Raw genomic sequence first — 15,699 nt, forward strand, 5'->3', positions numbered from 1 at the left:
TAGGTGGGCTCGGGCAGGCGTATAAAGCACCTGCTCAACCTACCGGGACATTCCATGAGCCAGTTTACGGTCACGAAACTTCTCTGCACGGAACTGGTCACCGCCCGCGATGTCGTATGCAGCGGCGAATGCCGGCATAGGAGCGACGAGGAATGCGCCCATGCCACGAGCCTCGTCTTTCCCTATCGCGGCGTCTTCCTGCGCCATGTCGGCCACGACGACGCGGTTGCCGAGGCGAACCAGGTTCTGTTCTTCAACCGTGACCAGGGCTACCGGATCAGCCATCCTGTCGAGGGCGGCGATGCCTGTCTCAGCGTGGATGTGCCGGAAGAGATGCTGGAAGAACTCGTTCCGCAAACGCACCGCAATCCCAAGGGCGCGCACTTCGTCTTCAACAAACAGCGTCTGAGGATCGATGCCCGCGCGCAGGCGCTGGTCGCGCTGCTGCGCCATAGCCTGAGCCGCGGCAGCGCCGAGACGCTCGAGGGCGAAACCCTTGCCATGACCCTGATCCGTAGGGCGGTGGGAGAGCGCACGGCGCATGCAGCTGCTTCCAGCGCCGGCCGGCAGAAGCTGGTGGACCGGGCAAAGCTCGCCCTCTCCTCCGATCTTGCGAAGCGCTGGACCTTGGCGGAGATCGCCAGGGAGACCGGCGTTTCGCCCGTCTATCTCACCCAGGCTTTCCAGCAGGTGGAGGGAACGCCGCTCTACCGCTATCAGCTCCGTCTGCGGCTCGCCCGCGCACTCGACCTGCTCGGCAGTTATGACGACCTGACCCGGCTCGGGCTCGATCTCGGCTTTTCCAGCCACAGCCATTTCTCGGCCGCCTTCCGCCAGGCTTATGGCCGAACGCCCGCGGAATTCCAGCACTTCGCCGGCCTGCGATAAAAATCGCTAAAGATTCTGACAGCGCCGCCCATAGCAAAAGTGTTTTCCTTCGCCTGCAACCATCCATTCGGGAGATGAAATCATGAAAGCGAACACCTGTGCTGCCTGCGATTGCGAACTCGACGAGACGCGGATTGCCGTGAAGATCGGCGGCAAGACGGTCGAGGTCTGCTGCGAGGAATGCGCCGAGGTGCTGAGAGAAGCCGAAGCCGCGACCCGCACCGCCCTGGCATCCCGAAAGTAACAGCCCCTAAGCACCCGATGATGCCGGCTTCCGGTGAGCCGGCATCTTTCCCGGAGAACCACCATGAAGAACGAAGCGCCAACGGTCTTCGACCGAGGGTCGGAAAAGCACGACCTCACTTTCGAGTTTCCGCTTCCGCCAATTCCGCTGGCAGAAGAAGAGGAAGCATTCACCAACGCTCCGGAACAGCGTGGGCCACTGGGCCTGTTTCGCCATCTTTTCGCCTTCCTCGTGCAAAGGTTTCGCCGGCGGCGCACGCGGCTGGCGCTCCTAGAATTGACCGAGGATCAGTTGAAGGATATTGGTCTTTCCAGAAGCGAAACATATGGCGGATACAGCCGTTACCGGCGAGATGCCTCTCACGCTCTGGAGCGTAAATCTCCATGAACATACATTACCAAACTGTAATGATATAACGCTTCTGTGAACACTTGAATCACCGTTTCGCCCTACTTATTTGTTAGCTGGGTTGGTGCGGGGTCGGAAATGACCCGCATCCGCGGCTCGCCTTCGGCCGTTGGGCTAAATCCAAGAGGGAGCCGGAAAATACGATCACAAGGGGGTGCTCTATGGCCCGCAATACATTGCCGTCCATTACCGCCGGCGAAGCCGGTCTCAATCGATATCTCGACGAAATCCGTAAGTTCCCGATGCTGGAGCCGCAGCAGGAATACATGCTCGCGAAACGCTATGCCGAACATGGCGACCGCGATGCGGCCCACAAGCTCGTGACCAGCCACCTGCGTCTCGTGGCGAAGATCGCCATGGGCTATCGCGGCTACGGCCTGMCGATCGGTGAAGTCGTCTCGGAAGGAAATGTCGGTCTCATGCAGGCCGTCAAGAAGTTCGATCCGGAGCGCGGTTTCCGCCTGGCTACCTATGCCATGTGGTGGATCAAGGCTTCCATCCAGGAATACATCCTGCGGTCCTGGTCCCTCGTGAAGATGGGCACGACCGCCAACCAGAAGCGCCTGTTCTTCAACCTGCGCCGGCTCAAGGGCCGCATCCAGGCGATCGATGACGGCGACCTGAAGCCGGAGCACGTCAAGGAAATCGCCACGAAGCTGAACGTCTCCGAAGAGGAAGTGGTTTCCATGAACCGCCGCCTTTCCGGCGATGCTTCGCTGAATGCGCCGATCCGTGCCGCGGAAGGCGAAGCCGGCCAGTGGCAGGATTGGCTGGTGGACGAAAACGACAGCCAGGAAGAAGTGCTGATCGAGCAGGACGAGCTCGATACTCGCCGCCGCATGCTTGCCAAGGCCCTGAGCGTGCTGAACGAGCGCGAGCGCCGCATTTTCGAAGCCCGCCGCCTTGCCGATGAACCGGTGACCCTGGAAGAGCTTTCGGCCGAGTTCGACATCAGCCGCGAACGCGTGCGCCAGATCGAGGTTCGCGCCTTCGAGAAAGTGCAGGAAGCCGTCCGCAAGGAAGCGCTCGCCCAGGCGCAGGCTCTGCGCGTCGTCGATGCCTGAACCCGCGCAAAACCGAACATGAAAAAGGGCTGCCTCGGCAGCCCTTTTCTTTGCGCGCCGAAGACCCGGCAACTACTCTGCCGGCGCCTTGACGCCGCTCACGCCCTTCCGGCCCGAGAGCTTCCATCGGACGATATCCACGGCCAGAAACGCCACCAGGCTTGCCCCCATTACCGGCAGCGCCCAGCTGAGCGCGGCGGCAATGAGGATTGCGCCGATCTTCGCCGGTGGGGAAAGATAGGTCCAGGCGCGGGTCAGCGTACGCGGTACAGCGCCGGGAGCCGGCCTCCTCGTCCACCAGATCCGGTAGCCGTAGACGATCATCACGATCAGCGCGGTGCCGAGCGCCGCCATGACGATCTGGTTGGCGGCGCCGAAGAGTATGCCCATATGCGCATCGATCCCCCAGCGGATCAGCTTCGCCACGATCGGAAAGGTCTCAAAATCGGCCCGACTGGTCACCTGAAGGGTTTGCGGATCGATGGCGATCGTATCCACCTGAGTCGGCCATTGCCGATCATATTCACGCACCAGCCAGGCCTGGCCATCAGCCCGCGGCGGACGGAGTTCGAGCATGCCGGAATCGATTCCGGCCTCCCGCGATATGGCCAGAACCCGATCGAGTTGCGCCACCGGATCGACGGCCACTTCATGCATGGCCATATGACCATGCCCTTCCCCGCTGCCGTGATGGGTGTGCTCCCCCTGCGGAGCCGAGGGAGACGCGCCGTCGAGCGCCAGCGAAACCGAAGGCGTGACCCAGCCCACCTCGGACCGGAACCGGTCGATACGATCTCCGGCCCAGCGGGACCATGTCAGCCCCGTTGCCGAAAGGAACAGAAGCCCCACTGCGATCCAGAGGCCGATCAGGCTATGGAGACGGCGCATCGCGAAGGCTTGGCGCGCCTTTTCGGCGGTGGGCCGAACGGCCTTGCGCCGCCAGAACCAGAGTAGAACGCCGCCGAGCACCGCCAACCAGAGCCAGGAGGCGGCAAGCTCGCTGTAATAGCGGCCGGGTTCGCCGAGAAGCAGGTTGCGGTGAAGATAATCGAGGGTCGTTCGAAACGGCAGGATGCCGCTGGTCCCATAGACCACCAAATCCCCCTGAATTTTCAGGGATACCGGATCGACGAAGATGGCCCGGCTTTCGGATTCGCCGAGACCGGGCTCGCTGAACATCACCTGCGTGGTCATGCCCTCTTCGGGCGCGGGACGGATCGCGAAGAGCCTCGGCCCCTCGCCTATGAACCCGCGCGCCGCCTCCGCCTGCGCGGCAAGCGGCTGAGGGCTGCCTGCCGTCGCAGCGTAGAGCTGGTCGCGATAGAGCCAGGTTTCGATCTGCGGCGTCACGACGTAGAGGACGCCGGAAAACGCCGCGGCGAGAATGAAGGGGCCGACGAAGAGGCCGACATAGAAATGCAGTCTCAGGATGAAGAGCTTCATCGCTCCGTCCTGATCGCGGGCTTCGGAACGCGGGTTCACATCAATAGACATGCCACCCCCCTCGCGGAAAGGCCCGCCCGAGAACCGGACAAGGGTGGTGAAACGGACAAGGCAACCGGCGGCAAGACAAGCCGCGCCTGCGGAAGGTTGAACATGGTTTCCTCCAAGGACGTATGGGCGGCGTGCGCTTCACGCCGGATCGAGTGGTCGAACGTCAGATGGAGAATGCAGGAGGAGCACGTGCTTCCCCCGTAAGCCCGAGGGCGCGCGGAGCAAGAACAGCGAAAACTGTCTCAAAGGATTGGTGTGCCGCATGCGGTCGGTGATCGTTGAGAACGAAGCTTTCCGGCGGAAAGCCATGCCCGATCGAACACGCGATCTGACACGCCGCCGAGCAGCAATCCGGCCATGAAGCGTCGGGGGAATGCTTTTGCGGCAGCGTCTCCGTGCCGTGGGTCGCGCAGATAACGAGCATCGGATCGGTTTCAGCCGATGCCATCGATGCCTGCGCATAAGCGCCGATCGCGCCCTGCAGCGTGAGCATGACGGCAATCAGGGCGGCGAGAACCCCGCCGCTCATTGCATCGCCGATAATCCGCCTGATGTCGCGCATGACTTCACATGCCCCGGCAAGCCGCCGCTTGTCACTGCGGCACGTTGACCTTCAACGCGCCGCAGCGAAATTCAGTTCGCCTTACTGGCTGCTGGCGGAGTTCCCGAGCGCGGCCCATTCCCGGATCGCCTCGTTGAACGCCTGCACCCCGGCCGGGCCCTTCTGCAGCGTGAGCAGGGCGCGGCGGCCATTCCGGTAAGCCACCGGAATATCCATCCAGTCGCGGCTGCGCAACAGCTCCAGATTGGTGGTCCGCGCATCGGGGAAGTCGTTCAGCGCGATCATGTGGAAGTCATCCGTGATCTTCGCCGGAACGGCGATCAGCGCATTGCCCCGATCCTGCTCAGTCTGCTTCATCGCTATGCGCTGAACGCTGTCGATCGCTCCGCCCTCGAAATCCGGCGGAACCGAGAAGACGATCTCGATCAGATGGCTTGCCGGCAGCGACGGGTCGGCATTGCGCTTGACGGTGATGAGCGCGGTCAGCCCGCGGCCCGGAACGGCGATGCGTCCCTGCACTACCGGCTCCTGTGCGCCGTTTTCGCCCGGTTCGCGCTGGAGCGACCAGGAAACCGCTCCTTCGATCGCGGTCGGAGCCGTCTGGCCGAGCCGCTCCTCGTAGAGGAACATCTTCTCGCCTGCCAGCGCCGGCGCATCCGACGGATTGGCGGTCGGCGCGGGCTGATTGCCGGCGGCCTCTGCGCCCTGCTCGCCGGTGGCGGCAGGCGTCGTTCCCTGAGCGGGTGGCTCGGAAGCGGCAGGCGCCGGCGGCGAATTCAGCGAAGCGACGGACTGGCCTTCGGCACCGCCGGCGGGCGCGCCGCCCGGTCCCTCGTCCACTTCCGTACCGTCCGGCAGCAGACGCTGCGTGAACTTGCTGCCGGCGACCGACCCATCGTCCGGGGTCGGAGCTGCGGCACCATTTCCATTGCCGTTCGACGGCTGCGCGGGAGGCGTCTGCGGCGTGGCGGGCGTCGTCTCCGCGGAAGGCGTCTCCGTTCCGGGCGGGCCTGGCTCCACGAAGGCGCTGACCATTTCCGTCAAAGCCTCCCGGTTCAGCCAGAGGCCATAGCCGCCGCCGAGAACGACGACGAGGCCCAGCAAGCCGAGAACCACACCGGTATAGCTGCGCTTCTTTTCGGGAGTGACGCGATAGGTCTTGGCGACGGGCGCATCGTCCTTCGCGCTTTCGGCCGCGAGCGGATCACGCGTCGTGCCAGTGAAGGGCGCGTCCTTGTTGTAGCCGATCAGCTCTTCCAAGTCGGCCCAGGGATCGCTTTCCTCCTTGCGGGTACCGTCCGCCTGCCGATCCTCGGCCGAAGACTTTGCCCCGAACTCGGGAAGATCGGAGACGGAAGGCATCCGTACCGAATCGGCCGCGACATTCGTTTCCTGAACGAAACGGGCGTCGATCGGCTCCGCCGCGGCGGCGTGGCTGTCGGCCTCCTCCCCCTTGCGGGTCGGCAAGGAAAGATCCGGAACGTCATTCCATGCCGATTCGGCTTCCGCGGCCTGCCGCGTTTCGGCGGGCTCGTTCCAGCCCCACTCCTCTTCCGGACGCTGCGCGGCGGCCGCCGATTCATGCTCCCAAGCGGGCTCCTGCGGCTGGCCGGCTGCAACCGGCTCTTCCTCATGCGCGGGATGGTAACCGTTGGCGGAATATTCGGAGGACGGCGCCGGTTCCTCGGCAAGCCTGTCCGAGGTATCCTCCAAGCGCGGGATCGTCTCGTAAGGCGCCTCGTCCGGCGAAGCGGAAGCCCGAATCGTATCCTCTTCCGGTATCTCGTCGCGCCAGTCGCCGTAACGCTGGGGTTCTTCGCCCGAGGGCTCCTGCTCTTCAGGCGCGGCCGCTACCTGCTCCGCTTCCTCCTCCGGATAGGCGGGAGTGCTTTCCGCATAGGCTTCGCTTTCAGCCTGCGGCTCCGGCTCATGCGCCTCGGCTTCCTCCGCGACAGGCTCTTCGGCCGCAACGGTCTCCTGCTCGGCCTGCTCCTCGTAGGTATCCGGCTCCTCCTGGGCAGCCGGCTCCTCGGCAAGAGCCTCCTCGGTCTCCGCCGGATAGGAGACCGGCTCCTCGGCAAGCGCCGGCTCTTCGATCGGCGGCAGGGCCTCGGCGTGCTCGCCCTCCACCTCGACGATCGCCGCTTCCAGCTTTTCCATCTGCCGGCGCAGCATGTCGTCCGAGGGACGCGGCTTCATGTTCTCTAGCTGCCGCTGGACCGCGCTACGAGCCTTGTCGTAGACCTTCGTCCGCATTTCGGGCGTATTGTTCGCCAGACCGTCCACGGCGCGGCGGATAACCGCTACAAAATCAGCCATCAGCACTTTCTCACGTTCATCGGCTTAACGCCGGATGAAAGGTAACCATTTTGAGACATTAGTCTTCAAACGGATCAGTCACAAGTATGGTGTCCTCGCGCTCCGGACTGGTCGAAAGTAGCGCGACGGGCGCGCCGATCAATTCTTCCACCTGGCGGACATATTTGATCGCCTGAGCCGGCAGATCCGCCCATTTGCGGGCGCCGACAGTGGATTCCTTCCAGCCTTCGAGCGTGATGTAGACCGGCTCGACGCGAGCCTGGGCGCCCTGGCTTGCCGGCAGGTGATCGATCCGCTCTCCATCGAGCATGTAGCCGACGCAGATTTTCAGCTCGTCGAGACCATCGAGCACGTCGAGCTTGGTCAGCGCGATGCCGGTGATTCCATTGGTCGCCACCGACTGACGCACCAGCGCGGCATCGAACCAGCCGCAGCGGCGCTTGCGGCCCGTTACCGTGCCGAACTCATGGCCACGCTCGCCCAGGAACTGGCCGATCTCGTCGTTGAGTTCCGTCGGGAACGGTCCCTCGCCGACGCGGGTCGTGTAGGCCTTGGTGATGCCGAGGATATAGCCAAGCGCACCGGGACCCATGCCGGAACCAGCGGCCGCCTGACCGGCGACCGTGTTGGACGAGGTGACGAAGGGATAGGTGCCGTGATCGATATCGAGCAGTGAACCCTGGGCACCTTCGAACAGGATGCGCGAACCCTTGCGGCGCTCCTTGTCCAGAAGCTCCCAGACGGTTTCGCGGTAAGGCAGGACCCGCTCGGCAACCGACATGAGCTCCTGCATGATGGTCTCATGCGAAACTTCCGAAACGCCGAAGCCGCGACGCAGCGCGTTGTGATGGGTGAGGATGCGGTCGACCTTGGCCGAAAGCGCTTCCGGATCGGCAAGGTCCATGACGCGGATGGCGCGCCGGCCAACCTTGTCCTCGTAGGCCGGGCCGATGCCGCGCCGTGTCGTGCCGATCTTGGTGCCGCTGTTGGAGGCCGCGTCCTCGCGCATGCCGTCCAGTTCGCGGTGCAGCGAGAGAATCAGCGTCGCATTGTCGGCGATGCGCAGGTTCTCGGGCGCAATCTTGACGCCCTGCTTTTCAAGCTTATCGATCTCGGCGACCAGCGCATGCGGATCGACCACCACGCCGTTGCCGATGACCGCCAGCTTGCCGGGACGCACGACGCCGGAGGGCAGCAGGGAAAGCTTATAGCTCGTGCCGTCGATCACCAGCGTATGGCCGGCATTGTGCCCGCCCTGGAAGCGCACGACGATATCGGCGCGTTCCGAAAGCCAGTCGACAATCTTGCCCTTGCCTTCGTCGCCCCACTGCGAACCGATCACCACGACATTCGTCATTTTTCGCTTCCTGTTTTCCGGGCAAAGCCCAAACGTCCATACGCGCATAACCCCATAGATCGAAATGATCCATGGAAGGGACATGCGCCGATCCGAATTCCCACAGCGTTTTGTCTGTCGTACACGGCAAACGCGCTGCAAACGGCCGCATCTATACTGCCTTGGCGGGAGGAAAGCGACCTGTTTGTGGCCATGCCATGGTTTTTGCGTGACAAATCACCGGATCGCACGCTATTTCGCCCTGTCGCCAAAGGTCCGAGGGCTTTTGCGCCGACGAAGGAGAATATCTTGCGCAAGATGGCCTATTTCTACCTCGCCACGGCGGCGCTCTGCTGGGGCGGCAATGCGGTGGCGGGCAAGCTCGCAATCGGCCATGTGAGCCCGATGATGCTCACCTTCTGGCGCTGGTTCTTCGCAACCGCCATCATCTTCACGATTTCGGTTCCGCAGCTCGTCAGGGATTGGCCGATCGTCAGGAAGAACCTGCCGATCTTCATTTTCTACGGCATCATCGGCTACACCGTTTTCAACGCCGCGCTCTACACCGCCGTCAATTATACGACGGCGATCAATGTGACGATCGAACAGGCCGGCATTCCGATGCTGATATTCGTCCTCAACTTCCTCCTGTTCAGGACGCGGGTATCGTTCGCGCAAATCGCCGGCTTTTCGCTGACGCTGGTGGGGGTCGCGCTGACCGCCGCCCATGGCGACCTCGGAAGCCTCATCCATCTCGGGGTCAATTTCGGCGACGCGATCATGATCATCGCCGTCGTGGTCTATGCCGTCTATACGATCGCGCTGCGCTGGAAGCCGCGCGTCGACTGGCGCACGCTGATGGCCTTCCCGGCATTGTTCGCGATGCTGGCCACCGCGCCGCTGGTCGCATGGGAATATTCCCGCGATGCCCTCGTATGGCCGGATACCGAAGGCTGGGTCATCGGCCTTTATACGGCGATCTTCGCTTCGCTCATCGCGCAGATCTTCTATATCAGGGGCGTGGAAAGCATCGGCGCCAACCGCGCCGGCCTCTTCATCAACCTCGTGCCCGTCTTCGGCACGCTGCTATCGGTCGCCGTCCTCGGCGAAGACCTGCAGCTCTTCCACATCCTCGCGCTCGCGCTGGCGCTCGGCGGCATCGCTATCGCCGAACTCGGAAAACCGGCCTCCGCCGGCGATCAGGCTGGCATCTCGGCGTCTTCCGCAAACAGGTCGAAATAGCCGTCCAGCGCATCCAGCGTGCCGAGATCGCCTTCGGCGCCGTCGAATTGCATCGAGGGCGAGGCGGCAAAATCGCGGACGATGCCGGCCGGTCCGGCAGCATCCGCTTCCTTGCCGGCGATGAGAACCGTCAGAACGATCGCGGAGATGAGGAGCTTCTTGACCATTGCCTGAACCCTGTTTCTTCGGACGGCCAGCCCGCCGTCTCTTTTCTCGATGAACTCAGCCTAGGACGGCAGGTTTTCGGTACGCTTAAGCCGATATCTGCAATTTTAATGAAATCGCGCTTTTTCCCGCAATGGGACGCCGCCTGGGGAACGCTGCCGGCGCGACATTCCAATTCCTAAACTTTTCCTTAAATTTTACCGGTCATTAATCTCTCGAAACCGAGAGAGACTAGGCGATGCGTATTGCGTTCACCATCGCTCTCCTGCTGCTGCTTTCCGCCTGTGCTTCCGCTCCCAACCGGATCACGAATGCCTGTGCGATCTTCGAGCAGCGGGATGGGCTTTTCAACAACTGGGCACGCGATGCCAGGGCAGCCGAACGTGAATTCGGCGTACCGGTACCCATCATGATGGCGACGATCTATACGGAATCCGGCTTCCGCTCCAATGCACGGCCGCCCCGCACCAAGCTGCTCGGCTTCATTCCGTGGAAGCRCCCCTCCTCTGCCTATGGCTATGCCCAGGCGCTCGACGGCACCTGGCTCGAATACAAGCGCGCCACCGGCCGCTGGAGCGCCAGCCGCACCGATTTCACCGACGCGATCCACTTCGTCGGCTGGTATCATAACCGCAGCCACTTGCGGAACGGCATTCCGCTCAACGACGGGTACAGACTCTATCTCGCCTATTATTCCGGCCATGCCGGCTATTCCAAGGGCCAGTTCGGTTCCGGCGTCCGGAAGGCCGCCCAGCGCTCCGCCGCCATGGCATCGAAATACGAGGCGCAATTGAGGAACTGCGGATACTAAGAACCGCGCCCTGGCGATAATTGAATTCCGTCTCCTCTCCCCTAAGTTCCCGTCGAGCCTGGGGGAACGTCATGAGGGCTCGCTTGAAGGGCATCATCGCATCGGTACTGGCGCTAGCCGGCTGCGGCTCGATCTACTATCACGATCAACCGCCGGGCAGGTTCAGCGGCAGCCTTGTCGTCATGTGGGTCGGCGAAGGCGGCCCGAGCGGCGATGGAAAATTCGTCTTCGTTCCGCGGCCGGATGCACCGCTGACCTTCACCCGCCCGAATGGCAATCAGCCAGCCACGGTCATAAGGCCTGGCATCATGTACACCGACGGCGGCTCCGTCCCGAGAGGCGCGCAGATATTCAAGGGCCTCTCGCCTTGGGGTTATGCGCCGGCCTACATGATCCACGACTGGCTGTTCGAAGCGCGGCATTGCCTCGTCGACAATGAAGACGATCCTCGTTTCGAGGGCCTCCGCCAGGTGACTTTCGATGACTCCGCGAAAATTCTGGGAGAAGCCATTCAGGCGCTGATCGTCCAGAACAAGGTAGATCGCAACGATCTCGCCGGCAATGCGATCACATCGGCCGTCAACGGAGCGATCGCGAAGAGGGTCTGGAATGAACAGGGGGCCTGCGCTCGCGGCAAAATCTCGAATGAGCATCGCGCGGAAATCGACGCGGCCTTTCCTGACATAGCGCCCGAGGAGAAGGACCGCGCCTTCCGTGCGCCGGCCCCGCCTCGCATCACGGCTGCGCAGCCCGGCCGGATTGTCTCGGCAATCGATTTCTAGGCCGCCCCGAATTCGACCTTGCCCTCAAAGCGCCTTCGCCGCCGCCAGGCTCGCCGGCGAACGGACGGAAGATTGAGAGTCCTAAGCGCCATACCCCACGATGCCTTTGATTTCGAGAAAATCGTGAATGGCCCAATCGGCGTATTCGCGCCCGTTGCCGGATTGCTTGTAGCCGCCGAAGGGCGCCTTCGTGTCCCAATCCGGATAGTTGATGTAGACCGAACCGGCCCTCAGCCGCGCCGCCACCCTTCGAGCATGGTCGATATCGCCCGACTGAACATAGGCCGCCAGCCCATAGGGCGTGTCGTTGGCGATCTCGATCGCCTGTTCCTCGTCCCTGTAAGGCAGGATCGACAGAACCGGACCGAAGATTTCCTCGCGGGCAATGGTCATGTCATTGGTGACGTTGCCGAACACCGTCGGCCGCACATAGTAGCCGCGGTTAAGGTTTTCCGGCCTGCCTGGCCCGCCGGTGACGAGCGTTGCGCCCTCCTCGATGCCGGCCTGGATCAGCCGCTGGATCTTGTCGAACTGTACCTTGCTGACGACCGGGCCGAGATCGGTATCCTCAGCCTGCGGATCGCCGGTCTTCAGTTTCTCAGCCGCTGCCCTGGCGATCATAAGCGCCTCGTCGTGCCGCCCGGCCGGCACCAGCATGCGTGTCGGCGCATCGCAAGACTGGCCGGAATTGCCGAAGCAGGAAGTGACCCCTTCGAAAACCGCATGTTCGAGATCGGCGCCGGGAAGGATGATGTTGGGAGACTTTCCGCCGAGCTCCTGCGCCACCCGTTTGACCGTATCGGCCGCCGTCTTGGCGACGATGATGCCGGCGCGCGTCGAGCCGGTGAAGGAGACCATGTCGACATCCGGATGGCCGGYCATCACCTGCCCGACATCGGGACCGGTGCCGTTCACCAGATTGAAGACGCCCTTAGGTGTGCCGGCCGCCTCCATCACCTCGGCGAAGATGATGCCGCTGATCGGCGCGATCTCGGAAGGCTTCAGAACCATGGTGCAGCCAGCGGCGATCGCGGGCGCCACCTTGCAGACGATCTGGTTGAGCGGCCAGTTCCACGGGGTGATGAGGGCGCAAACACCAATCGGCTCCTTGACGATGGTGGTCGTCCCACGTTTTTCAATAAACTCGTAAGCCTCGAAGGCTTCGATCGTAGCGATGAGGTGTCCCTTGCCGGCGGCAGCCTGCGAATTGCGGGCAAAGCTGAGCGGCGCCCCCATTTCCCGCGAGACCGCTGTGGCAATGTCTTCGTAGCGTTTCTCGTATTCGGCGAGGATGCGTCGCAGGAGCTTCAGCCGCTCCTCTTTCGGCCAGACAGAAAAGGCGGGGAACGCAGCCTTCGCAGCCGCCACCGCCTTGTCCACATCCTCCTTCGAGCCAAGGGCGATCTGCGTGTAAGCCTCTTCCGTGGAGGGATCGATCACATCGAGAGCGACCGGGATTACGGGCTCGACCCACGCGCCGTCGATGAAGAATTTCAGATGGTTGCTCATGGGAGACCTCCGATCGAACAGGCATGACCCGGATACTATCGGCCATGGTCATGYCTGCTGCAAGCAGAACTCACCCACCATAAGGCGCAAAGAACGTCCTCACAGCCTCGATCTCGTTGGGGCGGATTTCGTGACCGCCGCCATGCCATTCCACCGTCACATGGTCGCCCTGACGCTGGAAATACTCCGAAAGCGCCTGCGTCTCGGAGACCGCGCAGATCGGGTCGTATTGCCCGGCGGTGATCAGCACACGCGCCTCGGCATTGGTCTTGCGGTCCTTCGGCGCAAACGGGATCAGCGGGTGCATCAAAACGCCCGCATCAAAGAGGCCGGGCTTCTCGATCATCATGTTGGCAAGAATGTTCGCGCCGTTCGAAAAGCCAAGGCCAAGCACGGTCGAGGAGGCGTAGCGGCCGCGGTTCGCCGCCACGAACTCGCCCATCCGCTCGGTTGCCCTGACAAGATCGTCCAAATCATAGACGCCTTCGGCCTTGCGCCGGAAGAAGCGCGCTGCGCCGTGTTCGGAAACATCGCCGCGCGGCGAGATCACCGTGGCGTTCGGCAGCAGCCGGCCGCCGAACTCGAAGAACTGGTTCTCGTCGCCGCCCGTGCCGTGAAAGACGAACAGGATCGGCGCTCCGGGTGCACCGGGTCTCGCCCGGTGCACGTAGCTGTCGTAACTCATGTCTGTTCTCCTGATCCCGAAACCGCTATGCGATCGGTTCGAGATGCTGCTCGAGGGCGCTTCTCAGATGTTCGTGCTGCGTCGGCAGCTTCAGCGCTTCGCCGAGATGGGCGGTATCCTCGTCGCGATCGAAGCCGGGCTCGTTGGTGGCGACCTCGAACAGCACGCCGCCGGGCGTGCGGAAATAGATCGCCCAGAAGTAGTCCCGGTCGATGACAGGCGTTACCTGATAGCCGGTATCCATCAATGCCTTGCGGACTTCGAGCTGCTTTTCGCGATTCTCGACCGCGAAAGCGATGTGATGCACGGAACCGGCCCCGAGGCGCGCGCCGCTGATGTTCGGCATCGTCTCGATGTCGATGACGTCGGCACCATTGCCGCCCGGAATACCGAGCCTCGTGACGCCGTCCTTCGCATCCACCTGTTCATAGCCCATGAACTTCAGGAGTTCGGCGGTGGCGCCGTCGTCGCGAAGTCTCAGCGAAGCGGAATGGAAGCCGCGGATCGCATGGTCTTCGGAAACGCCGTTGCCGGTCCACGGTGCGCGCGGATCGTCCTTTACCTCCACGAGCGCGAACCCGTCGCCGTCCGGGCCTGCGAAGTGCAGCCGGTTTTCGCCGAAGGCGCTATCGGCCTTGATGCCTTCGACGCCGGCCTTCGTCAGGCGGTCGGTCCAGAAGCCGAAGGAGCCTTGCGGCACGGAGAAAAGCGTGGTTCCGACTTCGCCCGTGCCGGGGCGGCCGCGAGCGATATGCGGGAACGGGAAATAGGTCATCACCGACCCCGGCGTGCCGACTTCGTCGCCGTAATAGAGATGATAGACATCCGGTGCGTCGAAATTGACGGTCTTCTTGACCCGGCGAAGCCCGAGCGTATCGGTGAAGAACCTGTTGTTGGTGCTGGCGCTGGCCGCCATCGAGGTGACGTGATGGAGACCCTTGATCTGATCGAGCATTTGAAACCCCTTTCCGGCTCTAAAAGCCTTCTTTCTGGGGCAAATGTGGTCGATTGGGTCCTAACTGGATAGGGTCCCGACCCCGAACGCATTGTTCACTGAACGGATATCACTGCAGCAATATCGTTTACTGAATTAGACGCGTTCGGGAAGCTGCCACGCCACCTGTTCCTTGCCGCGCGAGGCAAGGAATTCGTTCGCCTTGGAGAAATGGCGGCAGCCGAAAAAGCCGCTATGGGCCGAAAGCGGCGAAGGATGCGGAGCGCGCAGCACGAGATGCTTTTTCGTGTCCACGAAGGCCGCTTTCTTCTGCGCATAGGAGCCCCAAAGCATGAAGACGACGCCGTCGCATTCCTCGTTGACCGCTCGAATGACGGCATCGGTGAAGCGTTCCCAGCCGCGACCCTGATGCGAAGCCGCCCTCGCCTCCTCCACTGTCAGCACGCTGTTGAGAAGCAGCACGCCCTGCTCCGCCCAGTGTTCGAGGAAACCGTGATTGGCGGGCGGAATGCCGAGATCGGCTTCCATTTCCTTGTAGATGTTGACGAGCGAGGGCGGGATGCGCACGCCAGGCCTCACGCTGAAGCAGAGGCCGTGCGCCTGCCCGTAGCCATGATAGGGGTCCTGCCCAAGGATCACCACCTTGACCTTGTCGAGCGGCGTCAGGTCGAGAGCCCGGAAATATTCCGAGCCCTTCGGAAAGACGTGCTTGCCCGCCTCCTTTTCGGCCACCAGGAAGCGGCGGAGCTCGCTCATATAGGGGTTTGCGAATTCCGGTCCGAGCACCCGCTTCCAGCTTTCCTCGAGCTTCACACCCTCCGTCATTTTCCGCTCCCTTACTGAAACCGCCCGCCCCTTTGTATCACCTCGATCTTGTAGCCATCCGGATCGGTGACGAAGAAGAAACGCGCGAAAGGCTTCCCGCCGTGCTGCATATCCACAAGCTTTCCGACCGGCAGTCCAAGCCCGGTAAAGCGCTCGTGTTCGGCATCGAGGTCTTCAACGGAAACGGCTAGGTGACCATAGCCATTGCCGGGTTCATAGGGCTCCCCCCGGCCGGCATTCACCGTCAGCTCCAGTTCGAAACCGGTCTCCGGATTGGAAAGATAGATCAGCGTGAAACCGTCGAAGGGAACGCGCTGCGCCACCTCGAGCCCGAAGGCCTGTCGATAGAATTCAACCGACCGCGCCTCCTCCAACACGCGGATCATCGAGTGGATCATTTTGGCCATGAT

17 protein-coding genes are annotated in these 15,699 nt (G+C 62.5%); 7 read left to right on the forward strand and 10 right to left on the reverse strand.

What is annotated here, in order from left to right; all coding sequences use genetic code 11:
• Positions 1–54 precede the first annotated feature (54 nt).
• The 4 genes from LCM4573_RS02330 to rpoH all read left to right on the forward strand — a co-directional run bounded on the left by LCM4573_RS02330 (position 55) and on the right by rpoH (position 2,604).
• Complete coding sequence (locus tag LCM4573_RS02330; RefSeq protein WP_071004213.1) at positions 55–888, forward strand: AraC family transcriptional regulator; 834 nt, start codon at positions 55–57, stop codon at positions 886–888.
• Positions 889–970: 82 nt separating this feature from the next.
• Positions 971–1,132, forward strand: a complete 162-nt coding sequence (locus LCM4573_RS28225; RefSeq protein ID WP_198539674.1) for a hypothetical protein — start codon at positions 971–973, stop codon at positions 1,130–1,132.
• A 63-nt stretch (positions 1,133–1,195) separates the two neighbouring features.
• Positions 1,196–1,519 carry a DUF1127 domain-containing protein gene (locus LCM4573_RS02335; RefSeq protein ID WP_071004214.1) on the forward strand — a complete coding sequence of 108 codons (324 nt, stop codon included), beginning with the start codon at positions 1,196–1,198 and terminating at the stop codon, positions 1,517–1,519.
• A 182-nt stretch (positions 1,520–1,701) separates the two neighbouring features.
• Complete coding sequence (gene rpoH / locus LCM4573_RS02340) at positions 1,702–2,604, forward strand: RNA polymerase sigma factor RpoH (protein WP_071004215.1); 903 nt, start codon at positions 1,702–1,704, stop codon at positions 2,602–2,604.
• Between the two features lie 72 nt (positions 2,605–2,676).
• On the opposite strand, the gene LCM4573_RS02345 is transcribed toward rpoH, so the two are convergent.
• From LCM4573_RS02345 to LCM4573_RS02360, 4 genes are all read right to left on the reverse strand, one after another.
• The gene (locus LCM4573_RS02345) at positions 2,677–4,098 is read right to left on the reverse strand and encodes a PepSY domain-containing protein (RefSeq protein WP_071004216.1); all 1,422 of its coding nucleotides are present in this window, start codon (positions 4,096–4,098) and stop codon (positions 2,677–2,679) included.
• Positions 4,099–4,261: 163 nt separating this feature from the next.
• On the reverse strand, positions 4,262–4,660 hold the full coding sequence (locus tag LCM4573_RS02350) for a hypothetical protein (RefSeq protein WP_071004217.1): 399 nt from the start codon (positions 4,658–4,660) through the stop codon (positions 4,262–4,264).
• 81 nt (positions 4,661–4,741) lie between these two features.
• A complete protein-coding gene (locus LCM4573_RS02355; protein ID WP_071004218.1) occupies positions 4,742–6,979 on the reverse strand; it encodes a hypothetical protein in 2,238 nt (745 codons plus the stop codon).
• Between the two features lie 58 nt (positions 6,980–7,037).
• Complete coding sequence (locus LCM4573_RS02360; protein ID WP_071004219.1) at positions 7,038–8,336, reverse strand: adenylosuccinate synthase; 1,299 nt, start codon at positions 8,334–8,336, stop codon at positions 7,038–7,040.
• Positions 8,337–8,624: 288 nt separating this feature from the next.
• On the opposite strand from LCM4573_RS02360, the gene LCM4573_RS02365 reads away from it, so the two are divergent.
• On the forward strand, positions 8,625–9,557 hold the full coding sequence (locus tag LCM4573_RS02365) for a DMT family transporter (protein ID WP_071004220.1): 933 nt from the start codon (positions 8,625–8,627) through the stop codon (positions 9,555–9,557).
• Here the strand turns inward: LCM4573_RS02365 and LCM4573_RS02370 are convergent.
• Positions 9,515–9,724: a hypothetical protein gene (locus tag LCM4573_RS02370; RefSeq protein WP_071004221.1), complete on the reverse strand. Its 210-nt coding sequence runs from the start codon at positions 9,722–9,724 to the stop codon at positions 9,515–9,517. The genes LCM4573_RS02365 and LCM4573_RS02370 overlap by 43 nt on opposite strands.
• A 236-nt stretch (positions 9,725–9,960) precedes the next feature.
• On the opposite strand from LCM4573_RS02370, the gene LCM4573_RS02375 reads away from it, so the two are divergent.
• Positions 9,961–10,533, forward strand: coding sequence for a hypothetical protein (locus LCM4573_RS02375; protein WP_071004222.1), 573 nt, complete (start codon positions 9,961–9,963; stop codon positions 10,531–10,533).
• 71 nt (positions 10,534–10,604) lie between these two features.
• Positions 10,605–11,315, forward strand: a complete 711-nt coding sequence (locus tag LCM4573_RS02380; RefSeq protein WP_131818926.1) for a hypothetical protein — start codon at positions 10,605–10,607, stop codon at positions 11,313–11,315.
• Positions 11,316–11,396: 81 nt separating this feature from the next.
• On the opposite strand, the gene LCM4573_RS02385 is transcribed toward LCM4573_RS02380, so the two are convergent.
• The 5 genes from LCM4573_RS02385 to LCM4573_RS02405 all read right to left on the reverse strand — a co-directional run bounded on the left by LCM4573_RS02385 (position 11,397) and on the right by LCM4573_RS02405 (position 15,696).
• Complete coding sequence (locus tag LCM4573_RS02385) at positions 11,397–12,824, reverse strand: aldehyde dehydrogenase family protein (RefSeq protein WP_071004224.1); 1,428 nt, start codon at positions 12,822–12,824, stop codon at positions 11,397–11,399.
• A 70-nt stretch (positions 12,825–12,894) separates the two neighbouring features.
• Entirely contained in the window at positions 12,895–13,509 is a 615-nt protein-coding gene (locus tag LCM4573_RS02390; protein ID WP_071004225.1) for an alpha/beta hydrolase, read from the reverse strand.
• Between the two features lie 25 nt (positions 13,510–13,534).
• Entirely contained in the window at positions 13,535–14,464 is a 930-nt protein-coding gene (locus LCM4573_RS02395; RefSeq protein ID WP_071004226.1) for a VOC family protein, read from the reverse strand.
• Between the two features lie 135 nt (positions 14,465–14,599).
• A complete protein-coding gene (ung, locus tag LCM4573_RS02400; RefSeq protein WP_071004227.1) occupies positions 14,600–15,289 on the reverse strand; it encodes a uracil-DNA glycosylase in 690 nt (229 codons plus the stop codon).
• Between the two features lie 11 nt (positions 15,290–15,300).
• Positions 15,301–15,696: a VOC family protein gene (locus tag LCM4573_RS02405; protein ID WP_071004228.1), complete on the reverse strand. Its 396-nt coding sequence runs from the start codon at positions 15,694–15,696 to the stop codon at positions 15,301–15,303.
• Between the last annotated feature and the right edge of the window lie 3 nt (positions 15,697–15,699).

The organism is Rhizobium sp. LCM 4573 (assembly GCF_001854865.1).
Taxonomy (GTDB): Bacteria; Pseudomonadota; Alphaproteobacteria; order Rhizobiales; family Rhizobiaceae; genus Neorhizobium.

Coding starts and splice junctions, on each gene's coding strand:
- LCM4573_RS02330 (WP_071004213.1), top strand. CDS start 55: ATGAGCCAGTTTACGGTCACGAAACTTCTCTGCACGGAACTGGTCACC.
- LCM4573_RS28225 (WP_198539674.1), top strand. CDS start 971: ATGAAAGCGAACACCTGTGCTGCCTGCGATTGCGAACTCGACGAGACG.
- LCM4573_RS02335 (WP_071004214.1), top strand. CDS start 1,196: ATGAAGAACGAAGCGCCAACGGTCTTCGACCGAGGGTCGGAAAAGCAC.
- LCM4573_RS02345 (WP_071004216.1), bottom strand. CDS start 4,098: ATGTCTATTGATGTGAACCCGCGTTCCGAAGCCCGCGATCAGGACGGA.
- LCM4573_RS02350 (WP_071004217.1), bottom strand. CDS start 4,660: ATGCGCGACATCAGGCGGATTATCGGCGATGCAATGAGCGGCGGGGTT.
- LCM4573_RS02355 (WP_071004218.1), bottom strand. CDS start 6,979: ATGGCTGATTTTGTAGCGGTTATCCGCCGCGCCGTGGACGGTCTGGCG.
- LCM4573_RS02360 (WP_071004219.1), bottom strand. CDS start 8,336: ATGACGAATGTCGTGGTGATCGGTTCGCAGTGGGGCGACGAAGGCAAG.
- LCM4573_RS02370 (WP_071004221.1), bottom strand. CDS start 9,724: ATGGTCAAGAAGCTCCTCATCTCCGCGATCGTTCTGACGGTTCTCATC.
- LCM4573_RS02380 (WP_131818926.1), top strand. CDS start 10,605: ATGAGGGCTCGCTTGAAGGGCATCATCGCATCGGTACTGGCGCTAGCC.
- LCM4573_RS02390 (WP_071004225.1), bottom strand. CDS start 13,509: ATGAGTTACGACAGCTACGTGCACCGGGCGAGACCCGGTGCACCCGGA.
- LCM4573_RS02395 (WP_071004226.1), bottom strand. CDS start 14,464: ATGCTCGATCAGATCAAGGGTCTCCATCACGTCACCTCGATGGCGGCC.
- ung (WP_071004227.1), bottom strand. CDS start 15,289: ATGACGGAGGGTGTGAAGCTCGAGGAAAGCTGGAAGCGGGTGCTCGGA.
- LCM4573_RS02405 (WP_071004228.1), bottom strand. CDS start 15,696: ATGGCCAAAATGATCCACTCGATGATCCGCGTGTTGGAGGAGGCGCGG.